This window comes from Roseateles sp. L2-2, from assembly GCF_050613215.1.
Lineage (GTDB): Bacteria > Pseudomonadota > Gammaproteobacteria > Burkholderiales > Burkholderiaceae_C > Roseateles > Roseateles noduli.
The window spans coordinates 3,711,072-3,732,095 of sequence record NZ_CP192509.1; the positions used below are offsets into that span (position 1 = coordinate 3,711,072).

Consider the following 21,024-nt stretch of genomic DNA (forward strand, 5'->3'; position numbering starts at 1 on the left):
ACGATCGCGCCGATGAAAGCACCCCCGCGTCTCCAGTCCCTGATCGAGGAAGGCCTGATCGACACCGTCGTGCGCCAGCTGATGAGCGGCAAGGAAGCGCTGGTTTACGTGGTGCGCTGCGGCGACGAGACCCGCTGCGCCAAGGTCTACAAGGAGGCCACGCAGCGCAGCTTCCGGCAGGCGGTCGACTACACCGAGAACCGCAAGACCAAGAACAGCCGGCAGGCCCGCGCCATGGCCAAGGGCACCAAGTTCGGCCGGCAGGCGCAGGAGGCTGCGTGGCAGAACGCCGAGGTCGACGCGCTGTACCGCCTGGCCGGCGCCGGCGTGCGCGTGCCGCGGCCCTACAACTTCATGGACGGCGTGCTGCTGATGGAGCTGGTCGTCGACGAACACGGCGACGCGGCGCCGCGCCTGAACGACTCGATGTTCACGGCCGAGGAGGCCCGCACCCACCACCAGAGCCTGCTGGGCGAAGTGGTGCGCATGCTGGGCGCGGGCGTGGTCCACGGCGACCTGTCCGAGTTCAACATCCTGCTGGCCGCCGACGGCCCCGTGATCATCGACCTGCCGCAGGCGGTCGACGCCGCGGGCAACAACCACGCCAAGCGCATGCTGCTGCGCGACGTCAACAACCTGCGCGATTTCTTCGGCGGTTTCGCGCCCGACCTGCTGGGCACCGACTACGGGCACGAGATCTGGGCCCTGTACGAAAGCGGCAACCTCACGCCGGACACGCCGCTCACGGGCCGCTTCAAGCACGCGACCGGCCCGGTCGACCTCGGCGAAGTCATCCGCGAGATCGACGACGCCGTCGACGAGGAAGCCGCGCGGCGTCTGCGGATGCAGTGAGCCCCGCGCCGGGGATCGAAGCGCGGCAAGCACTGGGCGTCAGGGCGGCCAGCGCAGGTCGACGACCGCCTCACTTGTCGCGGTCGTAGCTCCCCGTGCCGAGGTAGACCGAGCGGTTGTCGCCGTCGACCGGGAAGCTGAGCAGCCGCTCGGTGTGGCCGTCGTCGTACTCGAGCGTGATCGCATAACCGCTCAGCTGATAACGGCCGCGGCGGCTGGCGCCGTCATCCTTGGTGCGCGTGCCGCTGCTGACGCCGACGTCCCCCAGCCCCGTGCCGACGGTGCTGCTGCTCGTGCTGCTGCTGCCCTTGCCGTCGCCGTGCGACGAGCCCGCGATCACCGTGCCCGTGATCGCCTGCAGGCTGCCGGTGCTGGAGACGGCGCTGAAGCTGCGCTCGAAGCGGCCGTCCTTCGTGAAACGGATGCCGCGCGTGGCCGAGGTGCCCCCGGTGATCATGCTGCCGGTGAAGCTGCGCCGGCTGAAGCTGCCCTCCAGCCGCGCATCCGCCGGCCACGGGCGCACCGCCTCGTGCTGCTCGGGCTTCCAGTCGCCCGACGTGCGGCCGTCGCCATCCTGTGCCTGCATCGCGTAGCCCTTGCCGGCGCTGCGCCAGCGGCCCCAGCGCTGCGGCTCCAGCCGGCGCGACGCGGCGATGTCGAGCTGGTCCGGCGGCATCTCCGTGCGTCGATAGAAGCTGCCATCGCGCAGCAGGAAGCGCACGTCCTCCTCCCAGCGCGTGCCGTTGAGGTTGTTGGCCTGGCCGTGGATCACGACGGCGGCCAGGTCCTTGTCGGCCAGTCCCTTGCCCGGCGCCGTCGACACGCGCCGCAGCGCCACTTCCTTGCGGGCCAGCGGGGTCTGCGCCAGCGGCGACGGCGTCAGGCCCGACGCATCGTTGACCAGCGCCGCGTCGGCCAGGTCCATCGACAGCCGGTTCAGCGAGGTGACCACGCCGCGCAGCACGATCTCCCGTCCGACCCAGGGTTCGGCGTTGAACTTCAGGTGGATGAGCTGTCCGCCGATCCGGTCGCCCTGCTCCTGCTGGAGGTGAAAGTTCTCCGGACGGCGCATGTCGCGGGCCACGCGGCCTTTCACATAGACCACGCCGAGCTTGCGGCGGGCCGCCTCCTCGGAGATCACGAGCCAGTTGCCGCGCTGCTCGGTCAGGGCGATGACTTGGCTGGGCAGCAAGACCTGGCCCCGCGCGGGCTCGACGGCGACGGGCAGCGGCGTGATCGGCATGACGAGGTTGGCCTGCACGATCGCGCGCGCCACGGCGCCCGCCTGCGGATAACGCGCGGCGACGTCCTTGCCGCCGGCCTGCCACTCGCGCGCGAGCGTGGCGCAGGCCTGCGGATCGCTCAGCACGCGCTGGCGCATCGGCTCGACGAGCTTGTCCCAGGGCGCATCGGCGCTGCGCCGCTGCATCATGCGGGTGAGCACCACGCGCATCGGCGCGATCTGATAGCGCGCCCGCCAGGCGATCCAGGCTTCGCGCATCGCCGGGACGGCGTCCGCGCCGATGTCATCGCAGGCGTCGATCGCGGCTTCCGACATCACGTCGTAGCTCACGGCCTCGACGAGCTGGCTCATGGCGGCGGAATCGGTGACCAGGCTCTTCGCGTCGGGTGCGGCGTGGGCTGAGAGAACGATCAGCGCGGCAGCACTGGCGGTCATGGTGGTTCTGGCGCCGAAGGCGGCACGGGCCGCGAACGCGGCTCGAAAGACGGGCAAACGCATGCGATCGGATCCGGAGACTCGGAGGACCACATCCTGCCCGCGGCGGGCCGTCGCGGCCACAGCCCGGACGGGGAAGCGTCCGTCTGGGACTTGACGAGCCGCCCCGGATCACCTCGTCCGGATCACGCCGTCCGGATCACCGGCTCGCAGAGCACCGGGAAGTTCAGCGAGTTCGCAACGAAGCACTGCTCGTGCGCGTCGTGGTGCAGGCGCCGGGCGCGCTCGACGTCGTCACCGGCGCGCACGGTGACGACGGGCCGCAGGACGATCTGCGTGAAGCGGCCCTTCTCGCCTTCGACCATGGTGCCTTCGGCCTCGTCCACATAGTCGAGCACGGCGATGCCGGCTTCGGCGCACAGGTGGAGATACCAGAGCTTGTGACAGGCGCTGGTCGAGGCCACGAGCAGGTCCTCCGGGTTCCAGCGCGTCCTGTCGCCCAGGAAGGCCGGGTCGGACGAACCCGGGATGCTCGGCTTGCCGGCCGACTCGATCTCATGGTCGCGGCCGTAGGCCTTGTAGGCCGAGGTACCGGTGCCTCGGTTGCCGGTCCAGCGCACGGTGACCGTGTAGCGGTGTTCGCGATGTCCCATTCTGGGTAGCTCCTTTCGGGATTCCGAGTAGATCAGATGCGCTGTTCGCACCCCGCACATCAGGGTGGATCCATCTTCGGCAGCGTCAGGCGCGCCGTCCGCCTGGACGCCAAGGTGAGCACAGAGGAACTCGATCAGCGGGACAAGGACGACGCCTGGTGACAGGTGGAATGCCGCTGAGGTGATTCAGCCGGCGCCGTGATTCAGACGGCACAGTCCAGCCGCGTCACGTCGAATTCGACATGCCGGACATCGGCCAGGGCCTCGCCGAACTCGATGACGAAGCCTCGGACGAGCACCCGACCGTGCGCGGCATCGATGACCTGCCCCACACCGCTGTATCGGGCATGACCATGGTGTTCCAGCCGCTCGACGCTGGGCGCGGCGCGCTCCTCCTCCGGCCAGTCGTCGAGGTAGGCGGCCTGGAGGACATCGACATCCAGCGGCCACAGCCGATTCGGGATACGCGATCCGACGACGAGCTCGCACGGATGGCAGAACGCCACCACCTCGGCAGCCCCGCTGGACAACGTGACGAAGGCCGCCTCCTCATCGGGCGAGTCAACTCGAGTGACCACGAGTTCGGGAGCATTGGCCGGCGTCATCGGATCATTCATCGCGTGGGTCTCCGAGGCGGCACGCCCGGGGTCTGAATCCTGCGGCACGAGCCGCTTCCTCCAAGTCGCGGGAATGTACCTGCAGTCAGATGCCCGTCGCACCGATGACGCGATTTAAGTCCGCGTCGTCGGATGTCGCCTTCTGCGGGCATGTCTGAATCCATTCCGTCAAAGATCGAAAACGCCTGGGACGCCATTGTCTGGGCCACGATCCAGAGAGATTTCCCTCTCACTCCCCTGGCCCGGTTCCAGACCGCGGGACGTCCGTCCGGGTTCATCCTGCTCGTGGTCTGCAACTTCATCGCCGTCCTGACGCTGACCTTCGCCATTCATGTCACGGGATTCCGCATCATCCCCGGCTCGGGATGGGACAAGGTCACCGCTGCGGACTCGGCGCTTCAATTCGGCGCATCGACGCTGAATGCGGTGATCGCCGCCGTGCAGACTTTCCGCGTCACTCCGTGGGCGGTTTCGGTGCTTGGCACGACCGCGGCGGCCTCCGCGTTGCAGGCGATCCTCATCGCCCTCGTCATGCTGCTTGGCCGAGTCCTTGGCGTGAGATCACTCAGCGTGCGCAGCCTTTGCTACTGGATGATCCAGCCCGTCACCCTGACCCTGGCGAGCGCCGCGATCGGCGGCTTCATCCTGGTGAACCTCCGATTGCTGATGGAAGCGTTCGAGCGGCCGTTCTCTACCGGCTTCGCCGTCTACTTCACGCTGGGGTGTTGCTTCATCGGCATGCTCGCACCCTACGTCCTCCTCCGGCGTCGAAGGGCCCGGCACGGCTGGTCAGGAACGCCGGCCTGGGAGTCCGTCGCGCTGGTGCTCCTCACCGTCGCGCCTGTTTCCGCGCTCGTCACCTCGACGTGGTGGATTCCTCCCCGCGCGGCGCTCAACACCTGGCCCACGATTCACGTGAGAAGTCTTTCGGACTGTGTCGAGGACGACCGCATCTGCACGATCGCCCTGAATCTCTCCAATGCGCCGGAACTGGAACTCGAATCGATCCTGAGAGTTCGCTTCGAGGTCTCGGACAGTCATGGCAACTGGTCGCCGAGCGTCCTTGAATTGAAGGCCACGCTCCTGAACGAAGCGGATCCGCTGGGCTTTCCCATCGTTCTGACGGAAGACAAGCGGCGCTACGTCCGCATCCGCTTCCGCGAAAACCGGGAATGCCCCCTGGCCATGCGCGCGGCGTTTGAAGGCCCCTCCGCGGTGGCCATCCGCACGACTTTCCTGATTCAAGGCGAGTCCGTGGCCCCGGGCGGCAAGGCCGACTTGGCCCTGGTGAAGAGCGACAACCCCAACTATCCGCCCGGAACCTGGCCGCGGCTCGTGCGCAGGGTCTGCGCGAACTGGTAGCCGCAGAGCAATAGGGGTCGGGCACTGGCGCGAGCGCGGCACGATGTGACGTGTCGCGTACCGTCTCGCACACACGCCGCATAAGCACCTGCACATCGCGTCGTAGCCAAGGCGTATCGCCTGGGCGATCCTGACGTCGACCTTTGCCGTGTGCTCTTCCGAGCATTTCAAGCCCGGGAGTCCCGCCTCCCGGGCTCTTTCTCGTGCGCGCGGCAGTTGCCCTTCCACCGCTCCTTCGTTCATCGACATGGCCGTCCGACGCTCAGCCCTTCTCACCCTGACCGGCATTGCCGCCTTGCTCTTCGCCGGTGCGAGCCGCGCCGAGGAGGTCATCAAGATCGCCGTCACCAACGGCCCGCATGCACAGATCGCCGAGGTCGCGAAGAAGGTCGCCGCGCGCGAGGGGCTGACGCTGCAGATCGTCGAGTTCTCCGACTACGTGCAGCCCAACGCCGCGCTCGACGCCGGCGACGTGCAGGCCAACAGCTACCAGCATCTGCCCTTCCTGGAGTCGCAGATCCAGGCGCGTGGATACAAGCTGAGCGCCGTCGGCGTGACGGTCACCGCGCCGCTGGGGTTCTATTCGAAGCGCATCAAGCGGCTGGATCAACTGGCCACCGGTGCGCGCGTCGCCATCCCCAACGACCCGACCAACAGCGGCCGAGCGCTGCAGCTGCTGCACAAGGCCGGGGTCCTCCAACTCAAGCCCGGCGCGGGCATCTCGGCCACGACGCTCGACATCGCCGCGAACCCGCGCAAGCTGCAGATCGTCCAGGTCGACGCGGCGCAGCTGCCGCCCACGCTGGACGACGTCGACGCCAGCGCGATCAACACGAACTACGCAGTGCAGGCCGGCCTGATCCCGAGGCGCGATGCCATCGCGATCGAGGACGCCAGGAGCCCCTACGCCAACCTCATCGCCGTGAGGACGCAGGACAAGGACCGCCCCTGGGTGCCCAAGCTGGTCCGCGCCTTCCAGTCGCCCGAAGTGCGCCAGTTCGTCGCGGAACGCTTCGCGGATTCGCTCGTGGTGGCGTTCTGAATCGAATTCATCCGGCGCGCTTCAAGCGCCCGTATCCCCACAGCAGCAGCGCGCCCGCAGCCAGCACCGCAACGCCGACGATCGCGCCGGAGCTGACATAGACGACGCTGGACCACAGCACGTAGGCGCTGCAGCCGACGAACAGCAGCGGCAGCACCGGGTACAGCGGCACGCGGAACGGCCGCGGATGCGCCGGCGCCTTGCGGCGCAGCACCAGCACGGCCAGCCCGCTGAGCGTCATGAAGAACCAGTACACCGGCGACAGGTAGTCCACCATCGTCGAGAAGCCGCCGCGCGTCGCCGCGCCGAAGGCGACCAGCGCCAGCGCCATGCCGCTGGTGGCGATCACCGCGACCGTCGGCGTGCCGCGGTCGGCGTCCCAGCGCGCGAGTTGCAACTCCGCCGCGAGATCGCGCGCAGCGGCGTAGGTCGTGCGCGGGCCGGCGATCAGGATCGCGTTCATCACCGACAACGCCGTGAGCGTCACCACGCCGACCATGAGGAGCTCCGCGCCGCGGCCGAACACCACGCGCATGGCCTCCGCGGCCGGTGCGCCGCTCGCGGCCAGCCCGCCCAGACCGAGTACCCGCACGTAAGCCCAGTTGGCGAGCAGGTAGAGCGCGGTCACCGTGCCCAGGCCGAGCAGCAGCGCGCGCACGATGCCGCGGCGCGGGTCCTTCATCTCGGCGGACAAGGTGGCCGCGTCGCTCCAGCCGCCGTAGGCGAGGAACACGAACACCATCGCGGTGCCCCAGGAGACCGTGGCAGCGCTCCCTGCGACCAGCACTTCCGGACCGGTCGCTCCGGCCGTCGTGCCAGCAAGGCCGAGTCCGGCGGCTGCGGCCGGGGCCAGGCCTTGCCACTGCTGCCAACCCGCGCCGATGCCGAGCAGCAACAGTCCGACGACGACCAGCGTCGTCAGGCCGAGCTGCGTGCCCAGCCCCACGCGCACGCCGAGCAGGTTGAGCCCCGTGAGCGCGACGATCAGGCCGCCCGCGAGCCAGGCGCTGACGTGCTCGCCGAGCCAGGGCGAGAGGTCGGTGACCTGCGCGAGGTAGTCCCCGAACACGAAACCGAGCAAGGCCATCGAGCCCGTGTGGATCACCGCGAAGCGCGACCACGCAAACAGGAAGCCGAGCCGCGCGCCGAAGGCGCGGCGCAGGAAGTGGTAGTCGCCGCCGGCGTCGGGGAAGGCCGCGGCGAGTTCCGCGAAACACAGACCGCCGATGAAGGACAGCACCCCGCCCAAGGCCCAGGCGAGGTAGAGCTGCTCCGGCGTGGCCAGGAACTGCGCCACCATCGGCGAGGTCTTGAAGATGCCCGCGCCGACGACCATGCCGATGCACAGCGCCATCGCGTGGCGGACGTCGAGGATGCGCTGGGGCAAGGCGCCGGAAGGAATGCCGGCAGGAACGGACGAAGACATGGAGGGGGAGACGGAGACTCGGGCGGGGACGCGCGATGCTACCGACGGTCCGGGCCGCGCGGCGGACTTCGTCGTGGCCACGCGACGGCATGAGCTTATGAGGGAGTCGTCTGAAGCGGAATGCGGGGTTGCGGCCTGCGCGCCGATAGGCTGACGACCCGTTTGCCCGCCCCTTGCGTCGCTCCCATGCTCAAGCTCCACGCCATCGCCCTCGCCTCGTTGACCCTGCTGACCATCGGCGACGTGGCGATTGCCCAGTCCGATTCCACGTTGAGCCCCGTCCTCGTCACCGGCACGCGTGCCCGCGACCGGACACTCGCGGACAGCCAGGTCCCCGTGGACGTGCTCTCGCGCGACGAGATCCTGCGCGCCGCCGGTCCCGACGGCACGCTCGCCGCCGCGCTGCAGGCGCTGCTGCCGTCGTTCAACTTCCCGCGCCAGTCCAGCTCCGGCGGCGCCGACCACGTGCGCGCGGCGCAACTGCGAGGCCTGTCGCCGGACCAGGTGCTGGTGCTCGTCAACGGCAAGCGCCGTCACACCTCGGCCCTGGTGAACCTCGAGTCCAAGACCGGCAAGGGCACCAACCCCGTCGACTTCAACACCATCCCGCTGGCCGCCGTGCAGCGCATCGAGGTCGTGCGCGACGGCGCCGGCGCGCAGTACGGCTCCGACGCGATCGCGGGCGTGGTCAACGTGATCCTCGACGAGCGCCGCAGCGGCGGCGAACTCAGCACCGAGGCCGGCCTCTTCCACACGAAGTTCGAGCCCACCGATCGCACGATCAACGACGGACAGACGCAGTCGGCCAGCCTGTCGCAAGGCTGGGCCATCGGCGATCGCGGTTTCCTGCGCGCCGGTCTCGAAGGTCTGCACCGCAACGCGACCAACCGCAGCGGTCTCGATCAATTGCCGCCGTGGGAGGACGCGACGCCCGACAACCTGGCCACCGTCGGCCGACGCAACTACGCCGCCGGGGAACCCGCGACACGACAGTGGCAGGCCTTCTTCAACGGCGCCGTCGACCTCGCGAAGGACCAGCAGGCCTATGCCTTCGGCACCTGGCAGCAGCGACGCTCGACGGGCGCGGCGTACTACCGGTACCCGGACAGCTTCGCCAACATCAAGAGCGTCCATCCGAATGGCTACCGGCCGCAGACCACCGGCGACAACCGCGATCTGCAGCTCGTCGCCGGGCTGCGCGGCGACTGGGCGGGCTGGGACTACGACCTCTCGCTCGACCACGGCCGCAACGACTTCGACTACGGCGTGCGGCACTCGCTGAACACCTCGCTCGGCGCGATCAGTCCGACGGAGTTCCACCTCGGCGACTTCGGCTCGCGGCTCACCACGGTCAACCTCGATCTGACGCGGTCCGTCGCCCTCCCTGGCCTGAGCCGACCCGCCACCCTGGCCGCCGGCCTCGACGGGCGCCATGAGCGCTTCATCACCCGTGCGGGCGACGCGGCGTCGTATGCGGTCGGTCCGTTCGACGGCCCCGCCGGGGCGCAGGCCGGCCCGGGTCTCCAGGCAGGCGACGCCGCGCGCCTGTCGCGTCGCGTGATCGGTGCCTACGTCGACCTGAGCGCCACTTTCAGCCGCGACTGGCAGGCCGAAGCCGCGTTGCGGCACGACCACTACGACGACTTCGGCAACGCCACGACGGCCAAGCTGTCGTCGCGCCTGGCGCTCGGCGAGGGCTTCGCGCTGCGCGGCGCGGTGTCGAGCAACTTCCGCGCGCCGTCGCTGGCGCAACGCGGCTTCAGCTTCACAGTGACCGACCGCGGCGACGGCGGCGAGCTCAGCCAGATCCGCACGCTGCCGGTGGACAGCCCGATCGCGCGCTACCACGGCGCGCAGGATCTGAAGGCGGAGCGCTCGCGCAACGCGAGCCTCGGACTGACGTGGCAGCCCGACCGGCATTGGTCGGTCACGCTCGATGCCTACGCGATCCGCGTGAAGGACCGAGTCACCCTGTCGCAACGCATCAGCGGTGACGGGCTGTCGGAGGACCTGGAAGCGCGCTTCGGCGTCGCCGGCATCGACGGGGTCAACTTCTTCACCAACGCGCTGGACACGCGCACGCGCGGCGCGGACCTGGTGACGGAGTGGAACGGTCCCGCGCTGGATGGCGAGTTGCGGCTGTCATGGGCGGCCTCGTTCAGCAAGACGACGGTGCGCCCGCATGCGGACGCCAACGTGGGGCTGGAGGAGCTGAACACGCTCACCGACGCCTCGCCGCGTCAGCGCCACATCCTGACGGCGCAGTGGCGCGGCGGTGCGTGGTCCCTGCTGAGCCGCCTGACGCGCCACGGTGGCACGACGCGGGTGTTCGACTTCGGCGACGGCTTCGTGCCGACGCAGACCTACGCGCCGGTCTGGCAACTGGATCTGGAAGCGCAGTGGCAGGCCACCCGCGCGCTGAGCGTCAGCATCGGCGCGGTCAACGCGACGGATCGATATCCGAGCCGCTCGACCTCCGACATCGCGTACTTCGGCAACTTCCCCTACGACGTGCTGTCGCCCGTGGGGTTCAACGGGGCGTATTACTACGCGAGGGCGAAATGGGTGTTCTGAGCGCAGCTACAGTGACGCTCTCCTGCCCGTCGTGACGTGACCGTCGATGACGGGCGCGTTCCTATTCCAGACGCGATCACGCCATGTCACTCACGGCCCTCCAAGGCGACATCACCCGTTTGCAAGTGGACGCCATCGTCAACGCCGCCAACTCGTCCCTGCTGGGCGGCGGCGGGGTCGACGGCGCGATCCATCGCGCGGCGGGTCCGGACCTTGTCCACGAATGCCGTCTGCTCGGCGGCTGCAAGACCGGTGACGCGAAGCTGACCCGCGGCTACCGGTTGCCGGCGCGGCACATCGTCCACACGGTAGGTCCGGTGTGGCGCGGAGGCTCTGCCGGCGAGCCGGAGGCGCTGGCCTCGTGCTACGCGCGGTCGATCGAGATCGCGGCCGCGGCGGGCGTCCGTTCGATCGCCTTTCCGAGCATCAGCACCGGCATCTTCGGCTATCCCATCGAGCAGGCCAGCCGCGTCGCCATCGCGAGCGTTCGACGTGCCATCGCGCAGCATCCCGCGATCGAGTCTGTCGTGTACTGCTGCTTCTCCGCGGCCGACCTGGCGGTCTACGAAGCGGCGCTACGGGAGCTGGATCCCGCATGAGCGCGGGGCTCGCTACTTGGGCGACACCTGAAGTGTCGCTTGCGCGGGCCGCTTGGCGTCCAGTTCCGCAATCGTTGCTTCGACGCTGGTGTTGAAGTCCTGCAGAAGGCGCGTCTGATCGGCAGTCCTGGTCGTTGTCACCAGGGCCGCCGTCTTCACCTTGCCAATCGTGCTCGCCAGCTCATGCAGCGCGCTGCCAACCGCCAGGTAGAAGGAAAGCAGATCCTTGCTTGAGACGATGACGCTGCGCAGACCGTTGATATCGTCCTTCATGAGTTCGGCGTCGATGCCGCCGTTGACTCGTTGCAGCAGTTCGTTGATCCGGACCTTGGCCTTGCGCAAGCCGGTCAGCCCAGACTTCGCGGAAACGGCGTACAGGTCTGTCGACAGCGCCGAGCTCGAACTCTTGGGCTCCACGCCCCGGGCGATGGTCAGCAGCGTCTTCGCGTTCTTCACGGTTTTTGCCAGGTCGGTGTCGGACTCGGCCGGAACCCGTGCCGCGATCGCCGTCAGATCGGCGATGAGCGTACCGCTTTCACTCGGCGTGTATCCGCCGAACTTGGCGGGCGTCGAACCAACCCATGAAGCCGAAGCTTCCAGCTGTTGAATCTGTTCCGGGACCTGGCTCACCAGATCGCGCAGGATCTCGCGCGAACTCTGCTCTGACGGGACGGGCATCGTTTCGAATCGGATGTCCAGCGTATCGAAGGCCAGCGCAATGACAAAGGCGTCCGGCTTGGAACGGCTGCGCCGATCGCCCGACAACAGAGTGCCCACGATCTGGTCCGACGTGGTCATCGGCTTGAAAAGATTCGGATCGGACACCAACCCGTCCAGTTCCTTCTTGGAGAAGAACAGGAACTTGTGATCGAGCACTGAATTGGCGGGGACCTTCACCAGATCCTGCATCGCGTAGTTGACGACATTTCGCTGATAACCGGGCCAGCGATCCGGCCACAAGCGCTTACCCTCCGGGACGATGATGCCGGTGAACAGGGCGATATTCTTGGCCGCCTGCGCACCGAAGTTGAACGCGCCCTGTGCGCCGGCTGCCAATGCGCCGATGAATTCGAGCGTCCGGAAGGTGATATGGCGCGGCTGCTCCACTTCCTCATCGGTCAGTACGGAGTAGATCTGCTGCAGGCTATGCGGGACCACGGAAACAGGAACCGAGAACGAGGGTTCCCCGCCAACCTTCGGATCGATCATCGCGGTTCCCGAGGCTCGGATCATCCCTGTGCTGATGATCTTGGCCTCCGCTTCCGTGTTCCGGACCGAGACCCTCACCACAAAGTAGTTCCTGGCTATCAGCGGACCAAACAATGCGGAGGCGTCGTTCTCCGGCAGCGGAAACGCATTGATGTCGTCGGGCTGGATGCGGGAGCGCAGCACCTGATTCCGGAAGGCTTGCGACTCGTAGGCGACGAACACCCGTCGCGCGATCGATTTGCGGCGCGGCTCCTCGCGACTTCCCTCTGCGACCAGCGGGGCGTACTTGTTGACCGCGATGACCTTGATGGCCACCTTGTCCCCCGTCTGCAGGCGGTCGATGAATGGCTCGAGGAGGATGATGTTCAGGCCGTCCTTCTGTTCCTCCGACGGCAACGTGAGATAGAAGTCCGGCTTGGCAGGACCGTTGGTGCTCGCGCCATATCGCGATACGGGAATCGTCCCTTCAATGGTGACATCGATGGCGATGCAGGGTGGATCGAGGTCATATCCCTCCACCGGGATGCGCACGGCGCGAGGACCCGTATCCGGCGCTCGCGCCGTCTGCGCGGATTCGAACGTGAAGGTGGGACTCCAACCGATCGAGTGGATGACGGGCCTCTTCCTTGCACACTCAGCGCGACGTGCGTCCAGCAGGACAAGAGCGGGCGCGAGGAGCATGTCGAACTCTCCGCTCGGCATTTCCTTGAGCTTGCGTTGCTTCAGTCGCAACGCCTCGTTGCCGGCCTTCAGGCTGGCCTCCGTCGGCACATCTGGAGACGTCACTTTCGCCGTCTTGAATATTGCCTGGTGCTCCGAATCTTCCAGTCGTCGGACAACTTCATCGAAGAACTCCGCATCGTTCTTCAGCAGGTAAATTGCCTGGGCCCTTCTCTGATCATCCTGGACGGCTGCGGCCGTCGTGCTTTGCCCGTGAGCTGGAGCAAGCGCCAGCAGCAGTCCCAACAATGCAGACGCGCACGCGCGCGTCGCCCAACGGTCCAGTGTCGACATTCCGCCCCGCCTTGTTGTGGCCGCCTTGTCGACGGCTTCAATGGATGTAGCGGCGCATGTTCTCCCGAGCACAAGACTCGGTCATCCCTATATGTGAGGACGCTCCAGGCCGGGCGAACGCCTGTCTCACCCGGCCCCCCGGCGCTCACCGATTCATTGTCGACATGGAGCGGAACCCTCGCCACGCCGTCCGCGCCAGCACGGCCACGAAGAGCAGCGCGGCAGCGTCGAGCACGAGCATCTCCATTCCCGGGGGCACCCGCTTGGCCGGGTCGGTCGCTTGACCGAAGTGCGTCGCGCCGATGCCGTAGGCCTCGACGAAGCTCATCGCGGTGAGCCAGGTTGCCGCCGCGGCGATCCCGATGGCCAGGACCGTGGCCGCGCTGGCCATGAAGTAACTCCTCTTCCGAGGGACGGTGGCGGTCACGCGGTCTTCACCCGCACCCGCCGCAGAAACTGCCTGCATGTTCAATCCTCCAATTGCTCCAGGAGGCGTTGTATGCGGCGGCCCGGTTTCGACGGATGGGCATGTCGCGAGCTGCGGATTGAGCGGTCGAACGGTCCCGCGCGGCGATCGGACGGAGGAGAATGAAGGCATGACCATCAAGCGCATGGACAACGTCCTCATCGTTGTCGACGATCTCGAGGCCGTGAAGTCGTTCTTCATCGAGCTGGGCCTGACGCTGGAGGGACAGACCGACGTGGAAGGGCCCGAGGTCGGCCGCCTCATCGGACTGGGCGACGTGCGGGCGACCCTCGCGATGCTGCGGACGCCCGATGGACAGGGCATCGAGCTGGACAAGTTCCACACGCCACCGGCCGTCAGGTCCGGCCCTGTGGACGCCCCGGTGAACACCCTGGGGCTCAGGCGCATCATGTTTTCCGTCGAGGACATCGAAGCCGTCGTGGCGCGGATGCAGGCCCACGGCGCGGCACTGATCGGACGGATGCAGTACGGCCAGTCGTACAAGCTCGCCTACATCCGCGGGCCCGAGGGCCTCATCGTCGGATTGGCCGAGCAGCTCGGCTGACGCCGATCAGCCCGGCGCCGACGTCCCCTTCGCTGGCGTGTCTGGCGGCACCGGCCACAGCGCATCGACCGGCCGCTCCAGCACCCGAGCCGCCGCTGCATGGAACACCGCCGGATCCAGCCGCCCACGCGCAGCCGCGTCGGCGAGCCAGCGCTCGATCGACCCGCCCTGCTCCGCCCAGCGATCCTGGCGCAGCAGGCCGTACAGCCCGGCGGCGATCACATGGATGCCGTCGTCCGACTTGCGCCAGCGGTCCGCCGGATTGCGGGCCACGCCCAGCGCCTCGCTGATCATCTGGTCCAGGGCCTGGCACAGGTCCTCGTCCATCAGCCCTTTCAGCGTCGTGTAACCCCAGCGAGGATCGTGGTCACGCACGATCTTCGCGATCAGCGGATCCCGCTCGAAAGCGGCCCGCGCCGCGGTCGCCGCCGGGCCGTCCATCGGCATCGGCGGATGGAGCATCTCGTGCGCGGCGATGCGCACCGTGGCCGCGGTGTCGTAGTCGGCCGCCTGCAGGAAGGTCTGCCCCTGCACCTTGATGCCGTGCGGCTTGGAGAACTGCAGCAGCACGATCTGGATCTCCGGCTCGAAGCGGCGGCCGGTCAGCTTCTCCTGCCAGGAGATCACGTCGAAACCGGCCAGCGCCCGCCCCACTTCGGCGATGCGCCGGTCCAGGTCGTCGCCGATCCGCTCCTTGCGGAAGGCCGCGAATCCGGCGCGCTGCATCGCGCTGAAGATCGCGTCGATGCGAGGTGCCGCGCGGTCGAACCAGGCCCAGTCCTCTTCGCTCCAGTAGCTGCTGGCCTTGTAGCTCGGCAGGATGGCCGTCTGACGCGACCGGAGCGCGGTCAGCAGCGTGGCGATCGTCGCGTCATGCCCGTGGGCCGAGAACAGCACCTGCAGGTTGGGACCGAGCAGGCCGAAGCCGTCCTTGTTCGCCTCGTTCCACAACGTCGCCAGATCGCTGCGCACGGCCTCGGGCAGGCGCGGCGCGAAAGCGGCGGCGTCGGCGCCGTAGAAGTCCAGGTAGAGCTGCGTGCCCGACAGCGGCCCGAGGAAGGCGATCGCGTCGAAGCCTTCGGAGGACCGCACCCGCCATCGCGTGCGGTTGGGTCGGGGCTGGGCGCCGACGGGCTCGACGGCAAGCAGGGACGCCACCGACGCGATCAGCGGCATGTTGAGGAAGGTTCGTCGTTGCATGCCACGATGCTAGGCGCGCGAGGCCGAGCGTTCTTGAACGGACTTAACCCAGCCAGCGCGTCGGCGTCCGGCCGGTCAGGGCGACGATGGCGCGCGTCAGGTGCGCCTGATCGGCGAAGCCGGTCTCGGCGGCGAGCGTCGCCATCGATCCCTGCCATCCGGGCAACTGGCGCAACGCCTGGAGCGTGCGCAGTTCCAGGCGGTAGCGCTTCGGACTGAGGCCATAGGCGCGGTGGAAGCCGCGGCTGAGCGACTGCGGCGCGATGCCCACGGTATCGGCCCATTCGGCGAGGCCGAGATTCGGATCGTCCGCGAGCGCGGCGGCGAGCAGATCCGGCCAATCGTTCAGCCGGAGGGTCGAAGGGCGGAAGGTCTGGCGCAGCAATCCGGCGGCCTCGTCCGGATCCCGCTCGGCGAGCCGGACGATCGCATCGGGATCGTCGACCTGTCCGAATGCCTCGCCGATGTCGCGCCCGATCGCCGGCAGATTCAGCACGCGGGCACCGGTGCGGAAGAACTCGTTCTGATGGGACTCATGCTCGCCGTGGAAGACGGCTTGGCCGGCCTCGACACGCAACCGGCCGCGATCGCCGGCCTCCACGTACCCGCCGGCGAGCACCAGCGCGACATAGCCCTCGCCGTGGCGGTGACGCGCCATCCGCTCGAAGGCGCGGTGAACGGAGATCGCAGTGGTCATGCGTTTAGCGGGGACTCAACAGGGATTCGGGACGCACAGAGGATATCCTCCGCCGGAAGCGAGGACACCCCCATGGCCAAGTACCTGATCTCCTTCCCCAGCGCCGCGATGGTCGTGCCCGACGGCGACTGGGACGCGGTGGTCCGGGACTCGCATGCCGTGATCGAGGAGGCGAAAGCGGCCGGCGTCTATGTCTTCGGCGGCGGCATCGACGAGAGCGTTCCGCCGGTGCTGGTCTCGGCGGACGGCTCGGTCGCTGAAGGGGGCTATCCGTGGGCGCCGACGCTCAACGGCGGATTCACCGTGCTCGAACTGCCGTCGCGAGAAGCGGCCGTCGACTGGGCCGCGCGGATCGCCAAGGCCTGTCGCTGCCGGCAGGAGCTGCGCGTGTTCTTCTTCGACCCGGCGTCCTGACGCGCGTCCTCCGATCGCTTGGTCGGACTCCCTCTCCCGCTTGCGGGAGAGGGCGGGGGTGAGGGGCGCGCGCAGCGCGCGCGGCCTTTGCAGTCAGCAAGAAGGCTTTCGTACTTCCACCGCCGCTGGCCCTCACCCCTGCCCTCTCCCGCAAGCGGGAGAGGGAGCAAGACGGGTGCCGGCTCGACGCCAGATCCCTGCTTTCAAGCCACCGCCAGATGCACCGCCTCCGCCAGCGCATCCACGCGGAACGGCTTCTTCAGGATGGACCGCGCGCCCAGCACCTGACCGACCTTGTCCATGTCGGCATACCCCGTCGCCAGGATGATGGGGATCGTCGGCCAGGTGTCCTGCACGCGGCGGATCAGTTCCCCGCCGTTCATGCCCGGCATCACGTAGTCCACGATCAGCAGGCTGGGCTGGCGCTGGTCGAGCTTGAGCAGCGCCTCCGGGCCGTTCGCCACCGCCGTCACCCGATGGCCCAGCAGCTCCAGGCTCTGGACGATGGAATGGCGCACCTCGTCGTCGTCCTCCACCACCAGGATGTCCTGGCTCGGCGTGATCAATCCCGATCGATCGACCTCGGCTTCTTCGGCCAGCGCCTCCGTGGCCAGCGGGAAGGTGAGATGCACCTGCGTCCCCTGCCCCGGCGCGCTCTCGATGCCCACCTGGCCGCTCGACTGCTTCGCGAAGCCGTACACCTGCGCCAGGCCCAGACCCGTGCCGCTGCCCATCGCCTTCGTGGTGAAGAAGGGCTCGAAGACGCGCTCGATGATCGACGGCGGAATGCCCGCGCCGTTGTCCGCCACCGTGAGCCTCAGTCCGGGCACGACCTGACCCTCGCGCTCACAGCCGACCTCCCGCGTGGAGATGGCGATGGCCCCGTTCTCCTTCATCGCATCGCGCGCGTTCAGCGCGAGGTTGAGGACGGCCATCTCCAGCTGGTTGGGATCCAGCAGCACGACCGGCCGCGGATGCGCGAGATCCAGCTCGATCCGCACGCGCGACCCCACCGACGTCATCAGCAGCTCCTGCATGCCGTTGATCGACGCGTGCAGGTCGGTCGCCTGCGGCACCAGCGACTGGTTGCGGGCGAAGGACAGCAGTTGCTCCGTCAGGCGCGCGCCGCGCTTCACCGTGCGCCGAGCGCCTTCCACGATCCGGCCGGCCGGCGGCGGGCAGTCCAGCCGCGCCAGCAGGTCCAGGTTGGTACCGATCACGTGCAGCAGGTTGTTGAAGTCGTGGGCGATGCCGCCCGTCAGATGCCCCATGGCCTCCATCTTCTGCACCTGCAGCAGCGCCGCCTGCGCCCGCTCGCGCTCGGCGATCTCATTCATGAGCCGGTTGTTGGCCGTCGAGAGCTCCCGCGTGCGGCTCTCGATGCGGTCCTCCAGCTCGCGGTTCAGGCGCTCCACCGCGTCGTGCGCCACCGCCAGCTCGGCGAGCATCGCCCGGTTCGCGTACTGCCGCGCCCGCGCACGCACCGCGGCTTCCACGGCGGTGTGCAGCGTGTCGGGGCTCAGCGGCCGCTCCAGCAGGATGACGTTGCCCATCAGGTGCAGCGACGCCGCCGCGTTGGGCGCGCGCCGGCCGGTGCGCTTGCTGGTCAGGACCACGAAGGGGAAGTCCGACCACGGCGGCTGCCGGCTCAGCCAGAGGTGCACCGGGCTGCCGGACGCGATGGACAGGGTCTCCTCGGTCACGACGGCCGCCGCGGCGCCCTCGTTCAGGGCCGCCAGCAGCTGGTCGGGCGTGTGGACCGGCTGCGCCGGCGCCAGGCCCGACACGACCTCGGCGATCACCTGCGCATCCCGGCCGAACGGCGCCAGGACGATCACGCGGGATTCGAAGGCCGTCGTCATTCAGCGCTGCGTGGCTCGTCGTCGCCGTCGCTCAGCAGCGCCATCTCCCCGGCATAGCGGGAGATGCCGGACACCACGCCCTCGAAATCCGCCAGCGCCACGCCGATCTCCACGCCCTGGTCGCCGAGCCGGAACTCGTGGATCGTGCTGGCATGCTTGTTGGTGCGGCTCTTGGCCACCGAGATCGCCTTGAGCAGTTTGCCGCGGGCCTCGAAGTAGCGGAACAGCACCACCGCGTCGCTCAGGTAGCTGAGGTCGATGTCGATGCGTCCCTGCCCGAGGATGCCGTGCTGGCCGAGCACCAGGATGGTCATCACGCCGCGCTGGTTGAGGTAGGTCAGCAGCTCATGCATCTGCAGCATCAGGAACTTGCCGCCGGGCATCGCCTGCAGGTAGGCGTTGAGGCTGTCGATCACCACGGTGCGGGCGCCGTCCTGCTCCACCGAGCGCCGCACGCGCGCGGCGAATTCGCCGGCGGTGACCTCCGCCGGATCCAGCGCGCTGAGCAGGAACTGCTCGTCGTCGATGTAGTCCTGCAGGTGGTAGCCCAGGGCCTTCGCGCGGGGCAGCAGCGTGCCCAGTCCTTCGTCGAAGAGGTAGTACGCCGCCTTCTCGCCGCGCCGCAGCGCCGCATGCACGCACGCGATCGCGGTGGTGGTCTTGCCGACGCCCGACGGTCCGACGAACAGCGTGTTGCTGCCGCGGGCCAGCCCGCCGCCCAGCGCGGCATCGAAGGCGTCGTTGCCGGTGCTCACGTTCTCGGGCCGGAAGGCCTTGTGGTGCTCGGCCGCGACCAGGCGCGGGAACACCTCCAGCCCGCCGGTCTTGAGGGTGAAATCGTGCTCCCCGCTGCGGAAGCCGATGCCCCGCATCTTCGCCACGCGCAGGAAGCGCTTGTCGGCCCCGTACTCGCCCACGATCTGCTGCAGCCACACGACCCCATGGGCGATGCTGCGCAGCTGCATGTCGCCGGTGGACGCGCTCAGGTCGTCCAGCATCAGCACCGTGCAGTCATGGTGCGCGAAGAAGTGCTTGAGCGCCAGCACCTGGCGCCGGTAGCGCAGCGGGTCCTGCGCCAGCAGCCGCATCTCCGACAGGCTGTCGAAGACGACGCGCTTGGGCCGGTTCGCCTCGATGCGCGCCATCACGCCCTGGACCGTCTGGTTCAGCTCCAGCTCGGCGGGGTGGATGATGGACTGCTCCGCCTCGGGGCCGAGCTGCTCCGCGCTGACCAGCTCGAAGACCTCCAGGCCGGCCGCGTCCAGGTCCCAGCCGTGCGAGCGGGCGACCTCCTTCAGTTCGGTCGCGGTCTCGGACAGGGTGACGTAGAGGCCGGACTCCCCCACCGCCAGGCCGGCCAGCAGGAAGTGGATCCCGAGGGTGGTCTTGCCGGTACCCGGCTCGCCTTCGAAGAGGTAGAGGTGACCTTGCGGCAGGCCGCCCTGGAGGATGTCATCCAGGCCGGAGATGCCGGTGGAGCAGCGTTGTTGGGGCATGAGGGGCCCTGGCAAATTCCGTTCCCGCGGGACTCGATCCAATCCCGACGGGAAAGCACGGATCCCGATATCGCGTTAGCGTGCCGGATCTTCCGGAAATCCCCATGACTGCCACCGCCCCTCCCATCGACACCGCCGCCTCCCCCCTCCTGTCGGTCCAGCCCCTGGGCATGCCCTGGGACACGATCGACCCCTTCCTGTTCTGCGTCCACCACGACGACGCCTATCCGCCGGGCAACGGCCGCCACGGCCCGGACGCGGCGCTGCTGGCGGGCCGGCAGATGGGCTCGGACTTCTCGCGCAAGGACGGCTGGAGCATGTATCACGGCCAGCAGGTGCCCGGCTTCCCCGCCCACCCGCACCGCGGCTTCGAGACCGTGACCATCGTGCGCCGGGGCCGCATCGACCATTCCGATTCGCTCGGTGCCGCGGCGCGCTTCGGCGGCGGCGACGTCCAGTGGCTGACGGCCGGCAAGGGCATCGTCCACGCGGAGATGTTCCCGCTGCTGCACGACGACCGTCCCAACCCGCTGGAGCTGTTCCAGATCTGGCTCAACCTGCCCGCGGACAGCAAGATGGTGGAGCCGCACTTCACGATGTTCTGGTCGCAGGACATTCCGCGGCACCGGTTCGTCGACGAGGCCGGACGCGGCACCGAGGTGGCGGTGATCGCGGGCGAGCTGCCCGCCTCCGCCCTGGGCGGCGCTGACGGGACCAGGCCTGGGACCAGCCACGGGGCGAAGCCGCTGACGCCGCCGCCGGACTCGTGGGGGGCGCGACTGCATTCGGACCTGGCGATGTGGACACTGCGCCTGGAGCCCAGCGCGCGATGGACCTTGCCTGCGGCGCTGGGCGACGGCACGCGACGCAAGCTCTATTTCTTCGCCGGAGACCGGATCACGATCGAAGGACAGGTCGTGCCGCTGAGCTCCTCGGTCGAAGTGCGGGCGGGCGCCGCCGTCGCCCTGGTCAACGGCGACGCCCCCGCCGAGCTGCTGATGCTGCAGGGCCGACCCATCGGCGAGCCGGTGGCCCAGTACGGTCCCTTCGTCATGAACACCGAGCAGGAGCTGCGCCAGGCCTTCGAGGATTACCGCCGCACCGAGTTCGGCGGCTGGCCGTGGCCGGATGCCGCGCCGGTACACGGCAATGAGGAAGATCGCTTCGCGCGGCATGCGAACGGACGGACGGAGCGCCCGCCTTCGGAGGAGTGATTCGATCGGGGGACTGAATCCTCCCGGTCAATGCGCCGAGACAAATCCTGACCCCCCAATGGGGGAGTCGCCCCTGCGACCGCG

The 21,024-nt window shown here is 68.5% G+C and carries 18 protein-coding genes; 8 read left to right on the forward strand and 10 right to left on the reverse strand.

All coding sequences use genetic code 11. The annotated features are described in order from the left end of the window. The first annotated feature begins 12 nt into the window (after positions 1 to 12). Positions 13 to 852 (forward strand): PA4780 family RIO1-like protein kinase, encoded by an 840-nt coding sequence (locus tag ACQZ13_RS16560; protein WP_431046293.1) that lies wholly within the window; start codon positions 13 to 15, stop codon positions 850 to 852. Between the two features lie 70 nt (positions 853 to 922). Here ACQZ13_RS16560 and ACQZ13_RS16565 read toward each other — a convergent pair whose 3' ends face one another. The 3 genes from ACQZ13_RS16565 to ACQZ13_RS16575 form a co-directional block, all read right to left on the reverse strand. Continuing rightward, positions 923 to 2,530, reverse strand: a complete 1,608-nt coding sequence (locus ACQZ13_RS16565; RefSeq protein ID WP_431046295.1) for a hypothetical protein — start codon at positions 2,528 to 2,530, stop codon at positions 923 to 925. Positions 2,531 to 2,715: 185 nt separating this feature from the next. After that, entirely contained in the window at positions 2,716 to 3,183 is a 468-nt protein-coding gene (locus ACQZ13_RS16570) for an OsmC family protein (protein WP_431046297.1), read from the reverse strand. Positions 3,184 to 3,386: 203 nt separating this feature from the next. Next, positions 3,387 to 3,800 (reverse strand): hypothetical protein, encoded by a 414-nt coding sequence (locus tag ACQZ13_RS16575; RefSeq protein ID WP_431046299.1) that lies wholly within the window; start codon positions 3,798 to 3,800, stop codon positions 3,387 to 3,389. 150 nt (positions 3,801 to 3,950) lie between these two features. On the opposite strand from ACQZ13_RS16575, the gene ACQZ13_RS16580 reads away from it, so the two are divergent. Together ACQZ13_RS16580 and ACQZ13_RS16585 are read left to right on the forward strand one after the other, a co-directional pair. Beyond that, positions 3,951 to 5,162 carry a hypothetical protein gene (locus ACQZ13_RS16580; protein ID WP_431046301.1) on the forward strand — a complete coding sequence of 404 codons (1,212 nt, stop codon included), beginning with the start codon at positions 3,951 to 3,953 and terminating at the stop codon, positions 5,160 to 5,162. 247 nt (positions 5,163 to 5,409) lie between these two features. Then, positions 5,410 to 6,204, forward strand: a complete 795-nt coding sequence (locus tag ACQZ13_RS16585; RefSeq protein ID WP_431046303.1) for a MetQ/NlpA family ABC transporter substrate-binding protein — start codon at positions 5,410 to 5,412, stop codon at positions 6,202 to 6,204. A gap of 7 nt (positions 6,205 to 6,211) precedes the next feature. On the opposite strand, the gene ACQZ13_RS16590 is transcribed toward ACQZ13_RS16585, so the two are convergent. Continuing rightward, positions 6,212 to 7,630 (reverse strand): APC family permease, encoded by a 1,419-nt coding sequence (locus tag ACQZ13_RS16590; RefSeq protein ID WP_431046305.1) that lies wholly within the window; start codon positions 7,628 to 7,630, stop codon positions 6,212 to 6,214. A 186-nt stretch (positions 7,631 to 7,816) separates the two neighbouring features. On the opposite strand from ACQZ13_RS16590, the gene ACQZ13_RS16595 reads away from it, so the two are divergent. Together ACQZ13_RS16595 and ACQZ13_RS16600 are read left to right on the forward strand one after the other, a co-directional pair. Beyond that, complete coding sequence (locus ACQZ13_RS16595; protein WP_431046308.1) at positions 7,817 to 10,204, forward strand: TonB-dependent receptor plug domain-containing protein; 2,388 nt, start codon at positions 7,817 to 7,819, stop codon at positions 10,202 to 10,204. Positions 10,205 to 10,287: 83 nt separating this feature from the next. Next, positions 10,288 to 10,803, forward strand: coding sequence for an O-acetyl-ADP-ribose deacetylase (locus ACQZ13_RS16600; protein ID WP_431046310.1), 516 nt, complete (start codon positions 10,288 to 10,290; stop codon positions 10,801 to 10,803). Between the two features lie 12 nt (positions 10,804 to 10,815). Here the strand turns inward: ACQZ13_RS16600 and ACQZ13_RS16605 are convergent, their stop codons facing one another. Then, the gene (locus ACQZ13_RS16605) at positions 10,816 to 13,026 is read right to left on the reverse strand and encodes a hypothetical protein (protein ID WP_431046312.1); all 2,211 of its coding nucleotides are present in this window, start codon (positions 13,024 to 13,026) and stop codon (positions 10,816 to 10,818) included. A 145-nt stretch (positions 13,027 to 13,171) separates the two neighbouring features. Beyond that, positions 13,172 to 13,417, reverse strand: a complete 246-nt coding sequence (locus ACQZ13_RS16610; protein ID WP_431046314.1) for a hypothetical protein — start codon at positions 13,415 to 13,417, stop codon at positions 13,172 to 13,174. A 205-nt stretch (positions 13,418 to 13,622) separates the two neighbouring features. Here ACQZ13_RS16610 and ACQZ13_RS16615 point away from each other — a divergent pair, with 205 nt between their 5' ends. Next, positions 13,623 to 14,057 carry a VOC family protein gene (locus ACQZ13_RS16615; RefSeq protein ID WP_431046316.1) on the forward strand — a complete coding sequence of 145 codons (435 nt, stop codon included), beginning with the start codon at positions 13,623 to 13,625 and terminating at the stop codon, positions 14,055 to 14,057. 6 nt (positions 14,058 to 14,063) lie between these two features. Here ACQZ13_RS16615 and ACQZ13_RS16620 read toward each other — a convergent pair whose 3' ends face one another. Both ACQZ13_RS16620 and ACQZ13_RS16625 read right to left on the reverse strand, forming a co-directional pair. Beyond that, on the reverse strand, positions 14,064 to 15,257 hold the full coding sequence (locus ACQZ13_RS16620) for a hypothetical protein (protein WP_431046318.1): 1,194 nt from the start codon (positions 15,255 to 15,257) through the stop codon (positions 14,064 to 14,066). Positions 15,258 to 15,300: 43 nt separating this feature from the next. Further along, on the reverse strand, positions 15,301 to 15,954 hold the full coding sequence (locus ACQZ13_RS16625) for a helix-turn-helix domain-containing protein (RefSeq protein WP_431046320.1): 654 nt from the start codon (positions 15,952 to 15,954) through the stop codon (positions 15,301 to 15,303). Positions 15,955 to 16,026: 72 nt separating this feature from the next. On the opposite strand from ACQZ13_RS16625, the gene ACQZ13_RS16630 reads away from it, so the two are divergent. Then, a complete protein-coding gene (locus ACQZ13_RS16630) occupies positions 16,027 to 16,368 on the forward strand; it encodes a YciI family protein (protein ID WP_431046322.1) in 342 nt (113 codons plus the stop codon). Between the two features lie 203 nt (positions 16,369 to 16,571). On the opposite strand, the gene ACQZ13_RS16635 is transcribed toward ACQZ13_RS16630, so the two are convergent. Together ACQZ13_RS16635 and ACQZ13_RS16640 are read right to left on the reverse strand one after the other, a co-directional pair. Beyond that, positions 16,572 to 18,230 carry a response regulator gene (locus ACQZ13_RS16635; protein WP_431046324.1) on the reverse strand — a complete coding sequence of 553 codons (1,659 nt, stop codon included), beginning with the start codon at positions 18,228 to 18,230 and terminating at the stop codon, positions 16,572 to 16,574. Further along, positions 18,227 to 19,726, reverse strand: coding sequence for an ATPase domain-containing protein (locus ACQZ13_RS16640; RefSeq protein ID WP_431046326.1), 1,500 nt, complete (start codon positions 19,724 to 19,726; stop codon positions 18,227 to 18,229). The genes ACQZ13_RS16635 and ACQZ13_RS16640 overlap by 4 nt, the downstream gene beginning before the upstream one ends. A 104-nt stretch (positions 19,727 to 19,830) precedes the next feature. On the opposite strand from ACQZ13_RS16640, the gene ACQZ13_RS16645 reads away from it, so the two are divergent. Continuing rightward, positions 19,831 to 20,940, forward strand: a complete 1,110-nt coding sequence (locus ACQZ13_RS16645; RefSeq protein ID WP_431046328.1) for a pirin family protein — start codon at positions 19,831 to 19,833, stop codon at positions 20,938 to 20,940. The last annotated feature ends 84 nt before the right edge of the window (positions 20,941 to 21,024 follow it).